Consider the following 18,384-nt stretch of genomic DNA (forward strand, 5'->3'; position numbering starts at 1 on the left):
TTTTTTGTTTTTTGAAAGTGTGGTATTCAGCCACAAAAGTTTGGAAAAATATTTTGTTTTGTTCTCCAAAAAGAGAAAAGAATGACTTTTGATAGATATGGTAATCGTATTTCTTGTCGTGAAAAATTGATTATCAGTGCGTTATAGCTTTGCAGAAAGTTGCAGGAACGTTTCTAATAACGCTTATTTTAACCATTTATTTCTTAATAAACTTGGTGTAATCGGTCATTTTTAGTAATTCGTCGTATGATATTTTTTGGTGTTCCTGTACATAATTTTCTACCATTGCGACGTATCTTGTTCTATAAAATCTGCGTGATAGCGCTTGATTTACTACCCATTGTATTTTTCCCATGTGCAAATCTCGCTCTATTTGTGGGCGTTTATCGTAGTCTTTTATTTGATAGACACTCATTAAATAGAATGATAGGCAGTCGGAAACAATATGTTCACGGGTCATTTGTTGCCGTTGAAGTGGCGAATAGTATTTCTGATAGAGTGGGAAGTTTTCGCCCATGTATTTGTCCAACGAAATACCTACGCTGCCATTTCCCACGATAATGCTTTGGTCTAAGGCTGAAATTTGTGCATAAAAGCGTGGGGTTTCAAGGTTTGGTAGCTTTTGTTTCAAGAATTTGAATGCAGAATTAAGTTGCGAATTGAGGTCGTCAATATTCGCATATTCCGATTCAACTGAAGCTATCATTGCTTGTAAAGTAGTGTCTTGATAAAATTTCAAGAATTTTGTATTGATATCTGGGTCGCGTGCATCGCCCAATTGAATGATATCTTCTATCAATGTGCGAGTTTCCATGGGGTAATCGGTATTCATCTGTTGCAATGCAGAGAAGTCGCCAGTGGTGAGATAGCGATATTCTAATCGGTCGTATCGTTCTATGGATACATTATCATCGGCAACATCGTCTCCCGATGTTACCTTTAATTGGCAGCTTGTTAAAGCAATGCACAATATAAATAATATGTAATAAACCTTTTTCACCTAAAAGATACTCGTTTTAGAAACTATTTCTGTTTGCAAAAATACTAAAAAACATTTAATCATACAAGTTTTTGGCAAAAAAGGTTAAAATAAAATTCATGTTTCTTCCTTTTCTCTTATGGTAATTTACTGAATATATTACACTTTTTTGCATAATACAACCATAGTATAGAGAATTTATCTCGTTTGTCTGCAAATCCTTTTTGTGGTGTGCGTTCAAAGCTGTTGCGCCATTTTTTGAATGCTCTTCGTGCTTTTATTACCGCCATGAAGTCTCCCCAATTGAATTTTAGTACCAACATTTGTAGGGCTGCTAAATAATCTAAGAACCAACGACGGCGCATAATAAGTCTTAACTCATTGTCAGGTAGGTTTTTCCACAACATAGTGAGGTTGTTTCTGAAATTCAAAAAGGTCTTTCTTGGGTTCGATTTTGGGAGCGTTCCGCCACCAACGTGATAGACTTCGCTACTTGGAATACAATAAATTTTGCGTCCAGCAAGTTGCAATCGCCAGCAAAGGTCTATTTCTTCGTTGTGTGCAAAGAAGCGTTCGTCAAGTCCGCCTACTGCCCAATAGTCTTTTGAACGTATCATGAGGCAGGCGCCAGTAGCCCAAAATATTTCAAGATTGGAGTCGTATTGTCCTAAATCTTGCTCAATAGTGTCAAAAATGCGCCCTCTACAATAAGGGTAGCCATATTTGTCGAGGAAGCCTCCAGCTGCCCCTGCATATTCGAAAGTTCCTTTGTCGTGCATGGCAAGTAATTTCGGTTGGCAAGCTGCTATTTCTTTGTGGGCGTCCATCTGTTCGATTAAGGGCGACAACCAATGGTGGGTTACTTCTACATCGCTATTCAATAAGATGTAATATTCGCTTTCCACTTGTTTTAAAGCCATATTATAGCCACCTGCAAAGCCGTAGTTTTTGTCAAGAACTATCGTTCTGATGTGTGGAAAATTTTGCTCCAGCCACTCCAAAGAATCGTCCGTACTGGCGTTGTCGGCTATGATAACTTCTGCTTCTTCTTGGGAAAATCTTACCACAGAGGGTAGATATTTTTCCAACATGGTGCGCCCATTCCAGTTTAAAATAACGATGGCTACTCTCATAGGATTTCTACTTTTAAGGCTGTTTTATCGAAATTGAAATCGCCCAAGCGCACTTTTATGATTTGATTATCATATTCTTCACGCACTTGTGTTGGATTTAATTCCACTCGAATGTAATTCTTTGTAAATCCGTGCATTGATTTTCCACGTACTGCTTTTTCGAGCAAAACTTCGGCTTCTTTTCCGATATGTTCTGCGTAAAACTTGTGGGTCATCTCGTCAGAGAGTTGCAACAATTGACGAGCACGGCATTTTTTCTCTTTTTCGTCTACAACGTAAGGAATTGAGAGCGCCGATGTGCCTGGGCGTTCCGAGTAGGGGAAAACGTGAAGTTGGGTGATTGGCAGAGAAGAAAGAAAGTTATAGCAATCATCGAAGTATTGCGGCTCTTCGCCACGGCAGCCCACCATAACGTCGACACCAATGAAAGCATCGGGCGTAATTTCTTTTATTAAGTTTATTTTGTGGGCAAAAAGTGCTGTGTCGTAGCGTCTATGCATAAGTTTTAAAACTTCGTCTGAGCCACTTTGTAGTGGAATGTGGAAGTGAGGCATAAAGGCTCTCGATGTAGCGCAATATCTTATCAGTTCATCGTCGATAAGGTCTGGTTCTAAAGAACTTATACGGAAACGTTCAATGCCTTCTACTTGGTCTAATGCTTTGACTAAATCTAAGAAACTTTCGCTTGTTGTTCTGCCAAAATCGCCAATGTTTACACCTGTCAAAACTATTTCTTTTCCGCCTTCTTTTGCTGCTTGTTCGGCTTGCTCAACTAAGGATTGTATTGTTGGATTGCGTGAAAAACCTCGTGCATAAGGTATGGTGCAATAGGTGCAAAAGTAGTTACATCCGTCTTGTACTTTCAAGAAATAGCGAGTTCTGTTGCCTCGTGAACAACTGGGCTGGAAGGTTACAATATCCTTTGTTTTAACGGAATGGAAGATTGCTTTCTTCTTTTCTTCATCACTATTTGTGCCTATTGTAGGGTTGTTCCATGCATCGCTCAAAAATTGTATTAAGTTTGCTTTTTCATTGCTACCCAAAACCAAGTTTACACCTGGTATTTCTGCCACTCGTTCGCTTCCCAACTGGGCGTAACACCCTGTAACCACGATAAATGCACCAGGGTTTTGTCTTGCCATACGGTTGATGATTTGGCGGCATTTGTGGTCGGCAACTTCGGTTACCGAGCAAGTATTGATAAGGCAAATATCAGCAATTTCGTCTTTTTTGGCTTCTCTGACACCCATTTCGCGCAAGCTGCGTGCAAAGGTACTTGTTTCTGAGAAGTTTAGCTTGCAACCTAATGTGTAATATTTTGCTGTTTTACCTTGAAAGGAAGATGTATCTATCATATTTTTTGTGGAGGATTTTCTATTAATATATGTGGGGTGGGGCGTTCATGATGCCTCTCATGTTGTTCACAAGTCCGAATATTTCCTCCGTTTGATTCGACTTTTACGCTGAACAAGCATGCAGTGCTATCCGCAATAAAGAAACTTTTCCTTTCTTTCTTCTTGTGAAAAGCGTTGGCATTGAGCTTCTTTTCTTTGCAAAGGTAATGCTATTCTGCTATAACACCAAATTTCGTATTATTTGTTCAGAATATTTTGCAAGAATAAGTCTTTGGGAGTGTGCAAAATGTATTTGGCTTTGTTGGCTATTGTTGGGTCGTTGTCGCTCCAAGCCGCCCATGCGAAAGCTACATTTGCAGCATTTGCACATAAAGCATCGTTGAGAATGTCGCCAATGTAAAGTGTTTCGTTGGTTGTGGCATTGCTTTTTTTCAAATAAGCCAAAAGTGGAGCAGGTGAGGGTTTGGGTTCTGTGATGTCTGAGGCACAAATTATTTGTTGGAAGCATGGAAGTAAGTTGGTAAGAGTGATGTCATTGCATAGTTCATAGCGTGTTCTTGACGTAACGATACCTAATTGATAACCTTCATCTTGTAGTTTTCGTAAGGTGAACTCAATATCTTCGAACAACTGTACCTCATCTTGATGTTTCAGATAGATATTTTCCCATGTTTTAAACACTTCGTCAGCACGGCTCAATCCTAATTCTTTCAATGCCGTTTCGCTATTCACACCCATTACAAACGCTAACTTTTTGGCTTCATAGGTACGTCCAGTTAGTTGTAAAATGGTTTCTTGCCACGTTGAAATCACAGCTTTTTTGTTATCAACCAATGTTCCATCAACATCAAAAACGATGTGTTTATAACTCATTTCTTGTTTTATTGTAGTTTTATTGCTACAAAAGTACGATAATTTTTCCAATAAAACATTGCTTAAAAAGTATCTTTTACTCTCTCTATTTTTTATTATATTAATGAATATAAATACACAATGAAAACATCATACCCATTGTTTCAATTTTCAAAACAGGCTCTTTTGAAGCCCAAAACCTATTGTTTTGAAGCGCAAAACAATAGGTTTTTTATTACAGGAAATATGAGTTTTGTAATTGCTTTATATTCAGTGGTTTACGGAAGTGCCTCTTTTGTAGCTTTATTTGCATAAATAGCAGTATAAATAAGATTAGAATAAATATTTATCCAGATTGTAAAAACGTTAGAACCCTATCTTCTTTCAGCCTATTTTTGAGTAAATGAAACTCTAAATACTTATGTCTGCAATATTTTTCTTGCTCTTTTACCTTATTATATATAATACTATTCTTATTAGTCGCCTATTTCTTACTTTTTTCATCTCAATATTGTCGCAAAAACTCATAAAAAGCGTAAAATGATACGTATCCTTTTATCGTTAGCAATATTTAACAATGAAAATAATTTTGTATTGTATTGTAAATCAGAGCTTTACGTTTTTGTTACAAAAAGAGGTAAAAAAAAAGTCTAAAAAGTATGCTGTAATTAAAAAAAATACCTACCTTTGCAACGTTTTAAGAAACAAATGATCGTTTTACAGATTTAAAAAGCAAAAGAAAATGAAGAAGTTATTTTTTGTAGCAGTAGCTTTCGTAGCTATCTCTTTCGCATCTTGCGGTGGTAACAGCAAACCAGCAGCTAACGCTGACTCAGCTAAGGTTGATACAACAGTTAATGCTGACTCTATGACAGCAGATTCAGCAGTTGCAGATTCAGCAGTTGCTACAGACTCTGTTAAGTAATTACTGCTTACACAAGTAAAAACAACGCCAGACTCTCAGAGTTTGGCGTTCTTGTTTTTATAGGGTTCTTGTTTCTTTCTATTTTTCAAGGAAAGATTTGTAAAATTCTTCGTAGCTTTTTGCCACCTTCATGTGGTCGTGATGTTTACGAATATAATCAATGCTTTGTTGTTGGAGTTGTGGAATGCGCTCAGGGTGAAGTGCCAAATCTTTTATTTGTTGGTAACAACTATCGTAGTTTGGTTCAACATTGATGATAGGGTGCAATTCGGTTTCGTTAATAATTTCGTAGTTTTCAGGTTCTCCGCCACCAATACAAATAAGACCACGGCTCATTGCTTCTAATGGATTCATAGACGGAGTGTAGCTATAAAGTTGGTCGAGAATAGCATCTGACCCTTCCATTAATTTTACATATTCATCAAAAGGAATGCCTTCAGCAATGCGTAATTCTATTTTGTCAGGGTAATCAGCCTTTACAGCTTGTGCAGCTCGCAGCATAATATCAGTTCCTTTGTATTCTGAACGATTCTTACTGATGCCAATAAACAATCGGAGTGGTCTTTCTTGTCGCTTAATAGTCTGACTTTTCCCCTCTGTAACGATAGGGAATGGAATAAATTTTGTTTTGTTTGGAAAGATAGGACGATAGCAAACATCGTATTCGTAGAGTCCTGTTACAATGCCATCGCAGTCGTTGGCAATGAGTTTGTTCAATGTTTCTTTTGCAGTACCCACCCAATCTTTTCTTTCAATGATAGCATCTTTGTTGGTACGCAGTTCTTTTCCGATATTAAAGTCGCTATAACGCAGTGGCATAGTGGTGCTATTGACGTGCACCCAATAGTAATCCATGCCGAAAGCGGCCATAATTATTTTTTTATTGTGCTTGCGTAAGTACTTGTAAAGGCGAAGATTATGAGGTGCTTTTAAGTCTATGAAGATAGGATTGATAATTTGTACAATGTCAAATCCACGCATTTTTCTTAAATTGGCGAAGAGTTGAAGCAACAGACGTATGCCTGAGAACCTTCCTTTGGGGCGAGCTAAGTCAATATCGCGTGGATAATTTTTCCAATAATCCCCATTAGAGGCTATAACAACCGTGTGTCCAAGTTGTTCTAACCCCTGTTTTAGCGTATGATGAACGTTGCTGTATTCGCCAAATAATAGTATACGCATTTGTTTTTATTTATTCAAGTGGGTTTAATGTCCACTTTTAATCAATGGGAGCGTGTTGATTAAAATTTTGCGACCAATCTTTGTTTTGATTAAGATGCTAAATGTTTTATACTTTTTCGTATAGTTTTTTGCTGGCAAAGGGTACAATCCACGTTTCTCAAGTCGCTGAATTACATGATTAAGATATTGCTCATCGTGTGTGAGAATAATTGTATTGTAAATGTAATCCATTGTAAGTTGAGCTACACGACGGTTCATTGCGCTACGTTCCTTAGGTGGCATGAGGTCAGCCTTATCTTGTAACGTTTTAATAATTTGCTCTGTGTCTTGCAAACGCTTTATTTTCCAACGTTTATCCTTCTTGTGTGTAATAGAATCGTTTCGCTGTCTATAAAAATAAGCAGCTATTTGCGTATCGTAAACTTTATCGGCACGAATAATAAGTTGTGGTGTAAACTCTTCGTCTTCGTGCAAAATTCCTTTCGTAAAGCGAAGGTTTAGTAATAAATTCTTCTTAAAAATATAGCCAGAAGCACTTGCTTTTAAATTGTTATTGCGTATATATTCTGTTCCTGAAATCACCTCATCTTTTGGTAATTGTAGGCTTGTTGTCTCCTTACTTGTTTCATCGAACAAGACCATATCAGGATTTTTAAATCGTATAAAGTCCAAGCATTTCTCATAGTTGTGCGGAATAAGATAATCATCAGCATCAATGAATTGGAGATATTGACCTGATGACATCGTAATACCAGTATTGCGGGCTTGACTTAATCCTTGATTGGGCTGTCGAATATAGAAAATTTCGTTAGTAATATCGGTCAGCAAATCAAGCGGAGAAAGGTTAGAACCATCATCAATGACTATGATTTCTCGTTCTTCATCAGTCAGAGAGAGCGCAAGAACACTCTCAATACACGCTTTTAGCATATTGACTGGCTCATTATAGTAGGTAATAATGAAACTTATTAATGGTGTTTTTTTACTAATTTGTGTATGATTTGGTTGAGTTTGCATAAGCCTTTTAATCCTAAAAAGTGAAGTAATAGAAGTTTCAGAGTTCCATAATAGGGGAGAGTAGGGAGCAATGGTTTTGCCTTTGTAGCCTCGTAAACATCTAATTGAATGTTTAATATATGAGCGTAATATCTGCTATCAATTCTTCCACCATTGTTGATGTAGTTCAAGTGAGCTTCTAATAAGCTGGTTAAGTCTTGTCCGTTAGCATTAGCAGTGATACCTGCATCGTTCCAACAATAATAATATGTTCCGATACTCGTTGTTGCTATGACTTTTGCTGCATTTATTAGCTTTGGAAGTGTGTGCGCATCTTCAAAGTTTTTGCCTCGTGGAAACTCTATTTTGTCGAAAAGTTCTCGTCGATATATTTTGTTACAAGCGTATGTATGCAAGTAAGTTTGACCTTCTAACCAATATTTAGATGGGTCGGTGTAGAGCTTTTCGGGCAAAATGAGTTGCCTTTCTTGCTTTGAACCATATTTCTCAATGACCGAAAATTCAAGTATATCATATTCAGAATGCTGGGCTAAACGCTCCATAAGCTGTTGGTAAGTGTGCAAATCCACAAAATCATCGGAGTCAATAAAGGTGATATAATTACCTTTTGCAAGTCTTATTCCTGCGTTACGAGCAGCTGAAAGTCCTTGATTTTGCTGATGAATAACACGAATTTTATTATTTTTTGCAGCATAGTCGTCAGCAATTTTAGCCGATTTATCCTTAGAACCATCATTCACAAGAATCATTTCAAAGTCTTGAAACGATTGATTGAGAACACTTTCCACACATCGACGGAGTGTGTTTTCAACATTATAAACGGGTATGATGATACTTAGTTCCATATTTTTCCTTGTTGCAAAAATAATAAAAACTTTTAACTTACGTTTAAATAATAATGAAAAAAACAAACGGCTACAAGCATATTCTTCAATATACTGGACTTTTTGGCGGAGTTCAGACGCTTAATATATTGGTGGGAATGGTTAGGAATAAGTTGGTGGCAATGATATTAGGACCTGACGGAATGGGTTTAATATCATTGTTCAATTCCACTTTGAAGCTAATGAGCGACTCTACAAACTTTGGAATCTCTATTAGTGCCGTAAAAAACATTTCAGAATATTTCGATAAAAGCGATGAAATAAAATTAGCAGATACTGTTAAATTAGTGCGTTCGTGGAGTTTATTGGCAGGATTGTTGGGTATGTTGCTTTGCATTTTGTTAAGTCCACTGCTCAGTAAGTTTACTTTTTCATGGAATGGACACACACTTCATTTTATACTTTTATCGCCTATTGTGTTCATGATGGCCATATCAAGTGGTGAACTTGCTATATTAAAAGGCATCAGAAAACTAAAAAACTTGGCTTTCATCTCTATTTATAATGTATTAGGAGCATTGATAACGTCCGTTCCGCTTTACTATTTTTTTAGAGAAAAAGCCATTGTTCCCTCGCTTATCATTATGGCTTTTATCCAAATGATATTGACCATTGTTTATTCATATCGTACTTATTCGTTGAAATTAATGAATAAATTTCGGTCTTTACGCGATGGTTTGGATATGATACGTTTGGGTATTGCCTTTGTTTTAGCTGGCGTTTTAGGTTCGGGAGCCGACTTTGTGATACGAAGTTACATGAATAATGTAGACGGAATAGACACTGTGGGATTGTTCAATGCAGGTTATATGCTGACGATGACCTATGTTGGAATGGTTTTTGCAGCCATGGAAACCGATTATTTTCCACGCCTTTCAGGTGTCAATCAGTTGCGTTTCAGCTTCAATCAGATTGTAAATAGGCAAATAGAAGTAATGTTATTGTTGGTATCCCCCTTGTTAGTTTTGTTTGCTTTGCTTCTTCCTATTCTTCTACCATTATTATATACGGGCAAATTCTTGCCAGCTTTGGGCATGATGCAAGTTATAATGTTAGCAATGTACTTTCGTGCAATGTGCCTTCCTGTGCAATATATTCCGTTAGCCAAAGGCGATTCCGTTTCATATTTGTTGCTTGAAGCCATTTACGACATTATTTTGGTTGTGGCAGTACTCTATAGTTTCAATCGTTATGGACTCTTTGGAGCAGGTTTGGGAGTAACTTTTGCGGGAGTTATTGATACCTTTTTTACTGTTGTTTATACTCGTTGGCGTTACAATTATAAGCTATCAAAAGAAGTTTTGCGCTATTCCTCACTTCAAATACCGATAGGCTTCTTGACGTTTGCAGTTACTCAAAGTGCTAATCCTTTGATTTATTGGGGTGGAGGGTTCTTATTGGCTCTTATTAGTGCCGCTATTTCGCTCTCTATATTAAGGAAGAAAACCAATCTTTGGAACAGTTTAGTAAATAAATTTTTAAAGTTTTTTGGGAAGCATGGCGAAAGTTAGCATATTGGTAGCAGTTTATAATGCTGAAAAATATTTGGCGCAATGTTTAAATTCGTTGATGAAACAGACACTTGAAGATATTGAAATTATCTGTATTGATGATGCTTCAACCGATGATTCGCTTGCCATTTTGCACACTTATGCCCAACAGGATAAACGCATAAAGATAGTAGAAATGCCCCAAAATAGCGGTAGCGCAAAAGCGAGAAACGCAGGTTTGAAAGTTGCTACTGGCGATTTTGTAGCTTTTGTAGATAGCGATGATTGGGTTTCAGCTGATGCTTTTGAGCATATTTACCATACTTTCGTAGCTTTCCCCATTACCGATGCAGTTCTTTTTCATGTTAAAAACGTATTCCCCGATGGACGAGAAGAAGATTATTCCATGGACGAATTTGAAAAGAAAGATGGGTATACCGCTTTTATCGATAGCTTAACTTGGAAAATACATGGCGTTTATGTCGTTCGAAAAACCATACATTTGCAATTTCCATACGATGAAAGTGCCTTGTCATATAGCGACGACAACACAACACGCTTACATTATTTAAATTCAAGAGAAGTGAGAGTATGCGATGCTATCTACTATTATCGCCAACACGAATCGTCAGTAACCCATAGAATAAACCTTCGTCGATTCGATTATTTGTTAGCCAATAAGAGTATGAAGCGACAATTAGAATTGCTAAAAGAATCTGAACAAATCCTTGATTTATACGAAGAAGTGCGATGGAGAAATCTTATCGGGCTTTACATGTTTTATTTCTTGCATCGTAACGAATTGAAACCAAACGAACGAAAAGAAGGTTTACACCTATTGAAAGAAACATGGAAGACAATTGAAGTCAATCGATTGCCTAAGCATTTGTCAAGAAGGTTTGGTTATATACCCCTGAAAAATTCGTGGATAACTTTCAGATTGCAAGAAGAATTGTTCTTTTCTTTGCGTGCATTGTTGAGAAAAAATAAAGAGCAACTATAAATCGATTTGTGAAAAGAGCCTGTTTTAATGTTCAAAACAGCCTGTTTTAAATGCTAAAATAGGCACTAAAAAAAATAATTCCATAACAATTTTTGTATTAAATAATTTTTCACTAACTTTGTGCCAAATTAAAATACTACGATTTAGACAAAAACAAAAATATGGCTAAAGTTAAAACAATAGGCATTTTAACCTCGGGCGGCGATGCTCCAGGTATGAATGCTGCTGTTAGAGCCGTAACACGTGCTGGTATTTATAATGGTTTTTCTGTAAAAGGAATCTATCGGGGCTTTGACGGATTAATTTCTGGAGAAATAAAAACATTCACAACAGAAAACGTAAGTGGTATCATTGATGAAGGAGGGACAATCCTAAAGTCTGCACGTTCGGAAGAATTTAAAACAAAAGAAGGACGCAAAAAAGCTTACGAAAATATTAAAAAAGAAGGTATTTCGGCACTTGTTGTAATCGGAGGTAATGGCTCTTTGACAGGAGCAATGAACTTTGCTCAAGAGTACGACTTATGTTGTGTAGGGCTGCCAGGTACAATTGATAACGACTTGTATGGAACCGATAGCACGATAGGCTACGACACAACCCTCAATACAATCATGGAATGTGTGGATAGAATCCGCGATACAGCACAAAGTCACGAGCGAATATTTTTCGTTGAGGTAATGGGACGTGACGCAGGATTCCTTGCACAGAACTCAGCAATAGCTTCTGGAGCAGAAGCGGCTATCATTCCAGAAGATTCTACCGACGTAGACCAATTGGCAATGTTCATGGAACGAGGGATTAGAAAGTCGAAAAGAAGTTGTATTGTAATCGTTTCAGAAAGCCCCAAATGCGGAGCGATGTATTATGCTGACCGTGTTAAAAAAGAATTCCCAAACTACGATGTTCGAGTCTCAATACTTGGACATTTGCAACGAGGAGGACGCCCATCGGCGCGCGATAGAATTCTTGCAAGTAGAACGGGATATGGCGCAATAGAGGCAATTATGCAAGGACAACGAAACATTATGGTAGGAGTCCGAAATAATGAAGTAGTTTATGTACCACTATCTGAGGCTATTCGTTCAGATAAGCCTTTTGATAAAAAACTAATTAAAATATTGGAAGTGCTAAGCATATAATCCTTGAAAGGATAAATTGTTAACCAAGAAAATTAAAGCATAAAAAAATAATAAATTAAAGCGTATGTCACAGATAAATGGACGTATTTCCCAAATTATTGGACCAGTAATTGACGTCTACTTTGATGTTAAAGGAGAAGACCCAGAGAAAGTCCTCCCAAAGATTTACGAGGCTCTTAGCGTAAAGCGCCCTAACGGAGAAGACCTGATTATCGAAGTGCAACAGCACATCGGTGAAGACACTGTAAGATGTGTTGCTATGGACAATACCGAAGGCTTGCAACGTAATTTGGAAGTTATACCAACAGGTAGCCCAATTGTTATGCCTGCTGGTGAACAAATCAAAGGTCGCATGATGAATGTGATAGGCAAACCTATCGATGGTATGGAAGAACTCCACATGGAAGGCGCATATCCTATCCACCGTGAAGCTCCTAAATTCGATGAGTTGTCAACTCAAAAAGAAATGTTGGCAACAGGTATCAAAGTAATCGATTTGCTCGAACCTTATATGAAAGGTGGTAAAATCGGATTGTTCGGTGGTGCTGGTGTTGGTAAAACCGTCCTTATCATGGAATTGATTAACAACATCGCAAAAGGACACAATGGTTATTCTGTCTTTGCAGGTGTTGGTGAACGTACTCGTGAAGGTAACGACTTGATTCGAGATATGTTGGAGTCAGGCGTTATTCGTTATGGCGAAAAGTTCCGTAAGGCAATGGACGAAGGTAAATGGGATCTTTCGCTCATTGATAAAGAAGAAATTAAGAAATCACAAGCAACACTTGTTTATGGTCAGATGAATGAACCTCCAGGGGCGCGTGCTTCTGTCGCACTCTCTGGTTTGACCGTTGCTGAAGAATTCCGCGACCATGGTGGAAAGGACGGAGAAGCTGCTGATATTATGTTCTTTATTGATAATATCTTCCGTTTCACACAAGCTGGTTCTGAGGTGTCTGCACTTCTTGGTCGTATGCCTTCTGCCGTAGGTTACCAACCAACATTGGCAAGTGAAATGGGTGCGATGCAAGAGCGTATTACCTCTACAAAGAAAGGGTCTATTACCTCTGTACAAGCGGTTTATGTGCCTGCCGATGACTTGACTGACCCTGCTCCTGCAACAACATTTACCCACTTGGACGCAACAACCGAATTGAGTCGTAAAATTACAGAACTCGGTATTTATCCAGCCGTAGACCCATTAGGTAGTACATCGCGTATCCTTGACCCATTGGTTGTAGGTAAAGAACACTATGATTGCGCTCAACGTGTAAAACAATTGTTGCAACACTACAACGAATTGCAAGATATTATCGCAATTTTGGGTATGGACGAATTGTCTGATGAGGACAAGTTGGTCGTAAACCGCGCACGCCGTGTACAGAGATTCTTGTCGCAGCCATTTACTGTTGCTGAACAATTTACAGGTATTCCTGGTGTAATGGTGCCTATCGAAGATACAATTAAGGGCTTCAATGCTATTTTGGACGGTGAAGTTGATGACCTCCCTGAACAAGCATTCCTTAATGTAGGTACTATTGAAGATGCTAAGGAAAAAGCTAAGAAACTTCTTGCAGCAGCTCAGGGCTAATTAGAAACAAATAAAAAAGTTTACTAATGTTAGTTCTAAAAATTATATCACCAGAGAAGATACTTTTTCAAGGCGAAGTAGAAAACGTACTCGTTCCAGGTGAAATGGGAGAATTTGAAATTCTCAACAATCACGCACCTATCATTTCTACATTGGTAGAAGGACGAGTAGTTTATACTATCAACGATGAGAAAAAACCAATCATGGTCAAAGGTGGCTTTGTGGAAGTGAAACGAAATGAGGTAAACCTCTGCGTTGAGTTGTAAAAACTTAATGCAAATCTTTGAAAACGTGGATATAGCTAAAGTAGAAAAAAGGTATCAAAAGATTAATCTGTGGCTTGTCGTAGGACTTACCCTGTTGGGATTGCTCCTAACGCAGGTGTTTTTGCAGTTTAATTTTGAAATTCCACTTATGGTTAGTGCTATTTTCTTCCTTGTTACAGGTAAATTCTATGGCAAGGCATGGAAATATTTTGCTACTAATTCGCCTAATGTATTAGGTAAATTCTATTTAGCAGGGTCTATGTTGAGAATGTTTCTTGCGATAATAGCAATCCTTATTGGTGCGCTTGTCAATCGTGGGGAAAGCGAAAAGATTTTAACTTTCGTATCTGTGTTCGTAATATACTATATTGCAACCATGATTTTCGATAGTGTTTATTTCTTCCGCATAGAAAAAAATAATAAAAATAAATAATAAGACGATATGAAACGTATCAAACAAGTATTACTCTTGTTGTTCTTGTTTACAGCTTTTGCTCCGACTTTCGCTCGCGATATGTCGAAGAAAGGCGAAGTAGACGTGAAAGAGATTTTATGGGGACATATCAAAGATTCTTATGAATGGCACATAACAGAATTGGGTTCGGAAGGAAATTCCCACCCTGTTATTATCCATCTTCCTATTATAGTAAAGTCTTCAACAGGCTGGCATGTATTTAGTAGCGAAGAATTTTCAGAAGAACGTGATGCAAATGGCGACCGACCAGGTCCTTATAATCTTCTTATTAAGAATGGCGACGATAAAACAAATCCAAACTTAATCGTTGAAAAAATAGATGGACAAGAGGTAAGACCACTTGATATATCATTAACAAAAGCTGCATGTACCGTATTTATCGATGGTATTTTGCTGCTGTTAGTCATTCTTATTCCAGCTCGTTGGTGTCGCAAGCATAAAGCTACCGACCCAGCCCCAAAGGGCTTTACAGGCTTGATGCACATGTTTATCATGAGTGTTCATGACGATGTCATCAAACCATGTATGGGCGAAGAAACTCCAAAGTATGCTCCATGGTTACTCACCTGTTTCTTCTTCATCTTTTTTGCTAACCTTATGGGGTTGGTTCCTTTCCCCCCAGGAGGTGGTAACTTGACAGGTAACATCACTTGTACCTTCTTCTTAGGTACTTGTACGTTCCTCATTACCAATTTTACAGGAACAAAAGAATATTGGAAAGAAATATTTTGGCCAGAAGTGCCTGTATGGATGAAGTTTCCAGTGCCATTGATGCCTATTATCGAACTCTTTGGTATTTTCACAAAACCATTGGCGTTGATTATCCGTCTTTTTGCAAATATGTTTGCTGGACACGCCATCGCATTGTGTTTCTGTGCTATCATCTTCATCATGTTTGGTATTGCCGACAATGCAATTGCCAATTGGGGAGCAGGTACGGGTATGTCAATCTTAGGAGTAGGTTTGAGTGTTTTCATGATGTTGCTTGAATTGTTGGTAAGTTATATCCAAGCATTAGTGTTCACAATGTTGAGCGCCGTATTTATTTCGCAAGCACATGTAAAAGGACACGAAGCATAAAATAAAGAGATAGAAAATTAAAATTAATAATAAATTAAAAGCTTAAAGATTATGTTATCATTATTATTAGCAGACGTTGCTATTGCAAAATTAGGTGCTGCCATTGGTGCAGGTTTAGTTGCTATTGGTGCCGGTTTGGGTATTGGTCGTATTGGTGGTCAAGCTATGGACGCTATGGCTCGCCAACCAGAGAAAATTGGTGATCTCCGTTCATCAATGATTATCGCAGCTGCGTTGATTGAAGGTGTTGCCTTCTTGGCTGTGATTGTATCAATTCTCGCAATCGTAATGTAATAGTGGGGCTACAAGCACTTAGTGCTGTACCCAATAAATTTAGAAAGAACAAAACCAGCGTATGGATTTATTAATTCCCAATAGTGGACTTCTATTTTGGATGACACTCGTCTTCCTTATCGTTGCAGTCATTGTTATAAAATTTGGTTTCCCAGTGATTATTAACATGGTCAACGAAAGAAAGGAATATATAGACGATAGTCTTAGAAAGGCAAAGGAAGCCAATCAAAAGTTGTCCAATATTCAGAAAGAAGGTGAATCCGTCATGCAGCAAGCACGTGAGCAGCAAGCTCTTCTTTTGAAAGAGGCAACTGCTACACGTGATGCAATTGTTGGAAAAGCGCAAGATAAGGCACATGAAGAAAGTGCTCGTATCATAGCTGAAGCAAAAACCGAAATCGAAGCAGAGAAGCAAAATGCATTCAATGATATTCGTGGTCAGGTAGCTGAAATCAGTGTAAAGGTAGCAGAGCAAATTCTACGTGGGCAGCTTGCTGACAATGATAAGCAGATGGAATTAATAGGAAAATTGCTGGATAATGTTTCTTCACCTGTAAGCAACGTAAGTAAATAAATAGATTATGGATATAGGTGTAATATCTGTTCGCTATGCACGGGCGCTCCTCAAAGGTGCAATGGTGCATCAGCAAGAAGATGAAATCTATCACGAAATACAAACACTGCTCGGAAGTTATTCGGAAGTAGCTGAATTGCGTTTCACAATAGATAATCCTATGCTCCCTAAAGATAAAAAACAAGAGTTGTTGGAGGTAGCAACTGGCGGTAACGTTAGCGAGCTTTTAAAAACATTCTTTGCTCTTGTTTTGAGAGAAGGGCGTGAAGGAATCCTCCTTTTTATTGCGAACTCTTACATCACGCTTTATAGGAAGCAGAAGAATATTATTCAGGGAAAGCTTACAACAGCTGTTCCTGTTACCCCAAGTATCGAGGAAAAAATGAAAGACTTAGTACATGCAAAAGCGCAAGGTACTGTAGAATTTAATACCAACGTAGACCCCGATATTATTGGTGGATTCATCCTTGAGTATGATACATACAAAATGGATGCAAGCGTGAAGACAAAGCTCAATGCAGTCCTCACACAGTTAAAGAAATAAAAGAAAATTACACATGTCAGATAAAATTAAACCAAGTGAAGTGTCTGAAGTTCTGTTAAAAGCACTTCAAGGCATTAATGCGGAGGAAAAGTTTGATGAAGTTGGTACCGTACTGACAATCAGTGATGGTGTGGCTCGTATTTATGGACTTCGCAATGCTGAGGCTAATGAACTCTTGGAGTTTGAAAATGGCACGATGGCTATTGTCATGAACTTGGAAGAAGACAATGTCGGTTGTATTCTTCTCGGTCCAACTGCGGGTATCAAAGAAGGACAGAGCGTAAAGCGTACTCACCGTATTGCTTCTATTCGTGTAAATGACAACTTCTTAGGACGTGTCGTTAATCCTCTTGGTCAAGCTATTGATGGGAAAGGTGAGATAGACTTGTCTGAATCGTTTGAAATGCCATTGGATAGAAAAGCTCCTGGAGTGATTTATCGTCAGCCTGTAAAAGAACCATTGCAGACAGGTCTCAAGGGTGTAGACTCTATGATTCCTATTGGTCGTGGACAACGTGAGCTTATCATTGGAGACCGCCAAACAGGTAAAACTGCAATTGCTGTCGATACTATTATCAATCAAAAGGGATTCTATGAACAAGGAAAACCTGTATATTGCATTTATGTAGCGATTGGTCAAAAAGCATCAACTGTGGCTAACCTTGTGCAAACATTGCGCGACCATGGTGCTTTGCCTTACACTATTATTGTTAGTGCAACGGCTGCCGACCCTGCTGCCATGCAGTATTACGCTCCTTTCGCAGGTGCTGCTATTGGAGAATATTTCCGCGATCGTGGTCATTCTGCATTGGTAGTTTACGATGACTTGTCAAAACAGGCAGTAGCTTATCGTGAAGTTTCATTGATTCTTCGTCGTCCTTCTGGTCGTGAAGCATATCCTGGAGACGTTTTCTACCTTCACTCTCGTTTGTTGGAACGTGCTGCACGTATCAACGACCAACAAGAAATTGCAGAGAAAATGAACGACCTTCCAGAATGTATGAAAGGACACGTTAAGGGTGGTGGCTCATTGACCGCTCTTCCTATTATTGAAACACAAGCAGGCGACGTATCAGCTTATATTCCAACCAACGTAATTTCAATTACTGACGGTCAGATTTATTTGGAGAGCGACCTCTTCAATCAAGGTTTCCGTCCAGCTATTAACGTAGGTATCTCTGTATCTCGTGTGGGTGGTTCTGCACAAGTAAAGAGTATGAAGAAGGTTGCTGGTACATTAAAAATTGATATGGCTCAGTATCGTGAGTTGGAAGCTTTCTCAAAGTTCTCATCTGATATGGACAAGGTTACAGCAATGACTTTGGATCGTGGACGTAAGAACAACCAATTGCTTATCCAACCTCAATACAACCCAATGCCTGTAGGTGAACAAATTGCAATTCTTTATTGCGGTGTGCATGGCTTAATGTCAGCTGTACCAGTAGAGAATGTTCGCGAATGTCAAGACCAATTCCTTGAAAGTATGCGTAATACACATAAGGAAATTATTGACAATCTTGCATCTGGAAAACTTCTTGATGATGACGTGAATGTTATCAAAGAGGTTATGAGCAATATTACTGCACAATATAAATAAGAGA

The 18,384-nt window shown here is 38.2% G+C and carries 20 protein-coding genes; 13 read left to right on the forward strand and 7 right to left on the reverse strand.

Going from position 1 to position 18,384, the window contains the following annotated elements:
• Positions 1-196: 196 nt before the first annotated feature.
• The 4 genes from DYI03_RS04775 to DYI03_RS04790 form a co-directional block, all read right to left on the reverse strand.
• A complete protein-coding gene (locus DYI03_RS04775; protein ID WP_021668478.1) occupies positions 197-1,000 on the reverse strand; it encodes a gliding motility protein GldB-related protein in 804 nt (267 codons plus the stop codon).
• A gap of 116 nt (positions 1,001-1,116) precedes the next feature.
• Positions 1,117-2,112 carry a glycosyltransferase family 2 protein gene (locus DYI03_RS04780; RefSeq protein WP_021668479.1) on the reverse strand — a complete coding sequence of 332 codons (996 nt, stop codon included), beginning with the start codon at positions 2,110-2,112 and terminating at the stop codon, positions 1,117-1,119.
• Positions 2,109-3,467: a tRNA (N(6)-L-threonylcarbamoyladenosine(37)-C(2))-methylthiotransferase MtaB gene (gene mtaB / locus DYI03_RS04785; protein ID WP_021668480.1), complete on the reverse strand. Its 1,359-nt coding sequence runs from the start codon at positions 3,465-3,467 to the stop codon at positions 2,109-2,111. The genes DYI03_RS04780 and mtaB overlap by 4 nt, the downstream gene beginning before the upstream one ends.
• 237 nt (positions 3,468-3,704) lie before the next feature.
• A complete protein-coding gene (locus tag DYI03_RS04790) occupies positions 3,705-4,340 on the reverse strand; it encodes an HAD family hydrolase (protein WP_021668481.1) in 636 nt (211 codons plus the stop codon).
• A 120-nt stretch (positions 4,341-4,460) separates the two neighbouring features.
• Here DYI03_RS04790 and DYI03_RS13410 point away from each other — a divergent pair, with 120 nt between their 5' ends.
• The gene (locus tag DYI03_RS13410; RefSeq protein ID WP_021668482.1) at positions 4,461-4,634 is read left to right on the forward strand and encodes a hypothetical protein; all 174 of its coding nucleotides are present in this window, start codon (positions 4,461-4,463) and stop codon (positions 4,632-4,634) included.
• A gap of 427 nt (positions 4,635-5,061) precedes the next feature.
• Positions 5,062-5,244 (forward strand): hypothetical protein, encoded by a 183-nt coding sequence (locus DYI03_RS04795; RefSeq protein ID WP_021668484.1) that lies wholly within the window; start codon positions 5,062-5,064, stop codon positions 5,242-5,244.
• A gap of 78 nt (positions 5,245-5,322) precedes the next feature.
• Here the strand turns inward: DYI03_RS04795 and DYI03_RS04800 are convergent, their stop codons facing one another.
• The 3 genes from DYI03_RS04800 to DYI03_RS04810 are packed head-to-tail and all read right to left on the reverse strand — an operon-like array spanning position 5,323 to position 8,288.
• Positions 5,323-6,426 carry a glycosyltransferase family protein gene (locus DYI03_RS04800; protein WP_021668485.1) on the reverse strand — a complete coding sequence of 368 codons (1,104 nt, stop codon included), beginning with the start codon at positions 6,424-6,426 and terminating at the stop codon, positions 5,323-5,325.
• A gap of 24 nt (positions 6,427-6,450) precedes the next feature.
• Positions 6,451-7,443 (reverse strand): glycosyltransferase family 2 protein, encoded by a 993-nt coding sequence (locus DYI03_RS04805; RefSeq protein WP_004357516.1) that lies wholly within the window; start codon positions 7,441-7,443, stop codon positions 6,451-6,453.
• On the reverse strand, positions 7,395-8,288 hold the full coding sequence (locus DYI03_RS04810) for a glycosyltransferase family 2 protein (RefSeq protein ID WP_021668486.1): 894 nt from the start codon (positions 8,286-8,288) through the stop codon (positions 7,395-7,397). The genes DYI03_RS04805 and DYI03_RS04810 overlap by 49 nt, the downstream gene beginning before the upstream one ends.
• Positions 8,289-8,341: 53 nt before the next feature.
• Here DYI03_RS04810 and DYI03_RS04815 point away from each other — a divergent pair, with 53 nt between their 5' ends.
• The 11 genes from DYI03_RS04815 to atpA all read left to right on the forward strand — a co-directional run bounded on the left by DYI03_RS04815 (position 8,342) and on the right by atpA (position 18,380).
• Positions 8,342-9,838, forward strand: a complete 1,497-nt coding sequence (locus tag DYI03_RS04815; RefSeq protein ID WP_004357484.1) for an oligosaccharide flippase family protein — start codon at positions 8,342-8,344, stop codon at positions 9,836-9,838.
• Positions 9,825-10,820, forward strand: a complete 996-nt coding sequence (locus tag DYI03_RS04820) for a glycosyltransferase family 2 protein (RefSeq protein WP_021668487.1) — start codon at positions 9,825-9,827, stop codon at positions 10,818-10,820. Before DYI03_RS04815 ends, DYI03_RS04820 begins: the two co-directional genes overlap by 14 nt.
• Before the next feature lie 161 nt (positions 10,821-10,981).
• Entirely contained in the window at positions 10,982-11,959 is a 978-nt protein-coding gene (gene pfkA, locus DYI03_RS04825) for a 6-phosphofructokinase (RefSeq protein WP_004357393.1), read from the forward strand.
• Between the two features lie 64 nt (positions 11,960-12,023).
• Positions 12,024-13,550: a F0F1 ATP synthase subunit beta gene (atpD, locus tag DYI03_RS04830; RefSeq protein ID WP_004357504.1), complete on the forward strand. Its 1,527-nt coding sequence runs from the start codon at positions 12,024-12,026 to the stop codon at positions 13,548-13,550.
• A gap of 26 nt (positions 13,551-13,576) precedes the next feature.
• Positions 13,577-13,816, forward strand: a complete 240-nt coding sequence (gene atpC / locus DYI03_RS04835; RefSeq protein ID WP_021668488.1) for an ATP synthase F1 subunit epsilon — start codon at positions 13,577-13,579, stop codon at positions 13,814-13,816.
• Between the two features lie 7 nt (positions 13,817-13,823).
• On the forward strand, positions 13,824-14,249 hold the full coding sequence (locus DYI03_RS04840; RefSeq protein ID WP_021668489.1) for a hypothetical protein: 426 nt from the start codon (positions 13,824-13,826) through the stop codon (positions 14,247-14,249).
• A 9-nt stretch (positions 14,250-14,258) separates the two neighbouring features.
• Positions 14,259-15,371, forward strand: coding sequence for a F0F1 ATP synthase subunit A (atpB, locus tag DYI03_RS04845; RefSeq protein WP_021668490.1), 1,113 nt, complete (start codon positions 14,259-14,261; stop codon positions 15,369-15,371).
• Between the two features lie 51 nt (positions 15,372-15,422).
• Positions 15,423-15,665 (forward strand): ATP synthase F0 subunit C, encoded by a 243-nt coding sequence (atpE, locus tag DYI03_RS04850; RefSeq protein ID WP_004357202.1) that lies wholly within the window; start codon positions 15,423-15,425, stop codon positions 15,663-15,665.
• A 61-nt stretch (positions 15,666-15,726) separates the two neighbouring features.
• A complete protein-coding gene (atpF, locus tag DYI03_RS04855) occupies positions 15,727-16,239 on the forward strand; it encodes a F0F1 ATP synthase subunit B (protein ID WP_004357303.1) in 513 nt (170 codons plus the stop codon).
• Between the two features lie 7 nt (positions 16,240-16,246).
• Complete coding sequence (locus DYI03_RS04860) at positions 16,247-16,783, forward strand: F0F1 ATP synthase subunit delta (RefSeq protein ID WP_004357450.1); 537 nt, start codon at positions 16,247-16,249, stop codon at positions 16,781-16,783.
• 13 nt (positions 16,784-16,796) lie between these two features.
• Positions 16,797-18,380, forward strand: a complete 1,584-nt coding sequence (gene atpA / locus DYI03_RS04865) for a F0F1 ATP synthase subunit alpha (protein WP_004357288.1) — start codon at positions 16,797-16,799, stop codon at positions 18,378-18,380.
• Positions 18,381-18,384: the final 4 nt, after the last annotated feature.

Source organism: Prevotella disiens (genome assembly GCF_900454955.1).
In the GTDB taxonomy this organism is placed as follows: Bacteria; Bacteroidota; Bacteroidia; order Bacteroidales; family Bacteroidaceae; genus Prevotella; species Prevotella disiens.

Bases quoted from the DNA above. Each gene is read 5' to 3' on its own strand.
- atpF (WP_004357303.1), top strand. From the start codon at position 15,727: ATGGATTTATTAATTCCCAATAGTGGACTTCTATTTTGGATGACACTC.
- DYI03_RS04810 (WP_021668486.1), bottom strand. From the start codon at position 8,288: ATGGAACTAAGTATCATCATACCCGTTTATAATGTTGAAAACACACTC.
- atpC (WP_021668488.1), top strand. From the start codon at position 13,577: ATGTTAGTTCTAAAAATTATATCACCAGAGAAGATACTTTTTCAAGGC.
- atpD (WP_004357504.1), top strand. From the start codon at position 12,024: ATGTCACAGATAAATGGACGTATTTCCCAAATTATTGGACCAGTAATT.
- DYI03_RS04800 (WP_021668485.1), bottom strand. From the start codon at position 6,426: ATGCGTATACTATTATTTGGCGAATACAGCAACGTTCATCATACGCTA.
- DYI03_RS04780 (WP_021668479.1), bottom strand. From the start codon at position 2,112: ATGAGAGTAGCCATCGTTATTTTAAACTGGAATGGGCGCACCATGTTG.
- DYI03_RS04820 (WP_021668487.1), top strand. From the start codon at position 9,825: ATGGCGAAAGTTAGCATATTGGTAGCAGTTTATAATGCTGAAAAATAT.
- DYI03_RS04795 (WP_021668484.1), top strand. From the start codon at position 5,062: ATGAAGAAGTTATTTTTTGTAGCAGTAGCTTTCGTAGCTATCTCTTTC.
- DYI03_RS04805 (WP_004357516.1), bottom strand. From the start codon at position 7,443: ATGCAAACTCAACCAAATCATACACAAATTAGTAAAAAAACACCATTA.
- pfkA (WP_004357393.1), top strand. From the start codon at position 10,982: ATGGCTAAAGTTAAAACAATAGGCATTTTAACCTCGGGCGGCGATGCT.
- DYI03_RS04815 (WP_004357484.1), top strand. From the start codon at position 8,342: ATGAAAAAAACAAACGGCTACAAGCATATTCTTCAATATACTGGACTT.
- mtaB (WP_021668480.1), bottom strand. From the start codon at position 3,467: ATGATAGATACATCTTCCTTTCAAGGTAAAACAGCAAAATATTACACA.
- atpA (WP_004357288.1), top strand. From the start codon at position 16,797: ATGTCAGATAAAATTAAACCAAGTGAAGTGTCTGAAGTTCTGTTAAAA.
- DYI03_RS13410 (WP_021668482.1), top strand. From the start codon at position 4,461: ATGAAAACATCATACCCATTGTTTCAATTTTCAAAACAGGCTCTTTTG.
- atpE (WP_004357202.1), top strand. From the start codon at position 15,423: ATGTTATCATTATTATTAGCAGACGTTGCTATTGCAAAATTAGGTGCT.
- DYI03_RS04790 (WP_021668481.1), bottom strand. From the start codon at position 4,340: ATGAGTTATAAACACATCGTTTTTGATGTTGATGGAACATTGGTTGAT.
- DYI03_RS04860 (WP_004357450.1), top strand. From the start codon at position 16,247: ATGGATATAGGTGTAATATCTGTTCGCTATGCACGGGCGCTCCTCAAA.
- DYI03_RS04840 (WP_021668489.1), top strand. From the start codon at position 13,824: ATGCAAATCTTTGAAAACGTGGATATAGCTAAAGTAGAAAAAAGGTAT.
- atpB (WP_021668490.1), top strand. From the start codon at position 14,259: ATGAAACGTATCAAACAAGTATTACTCTTGTTGTTCTTGTTTACAGCT.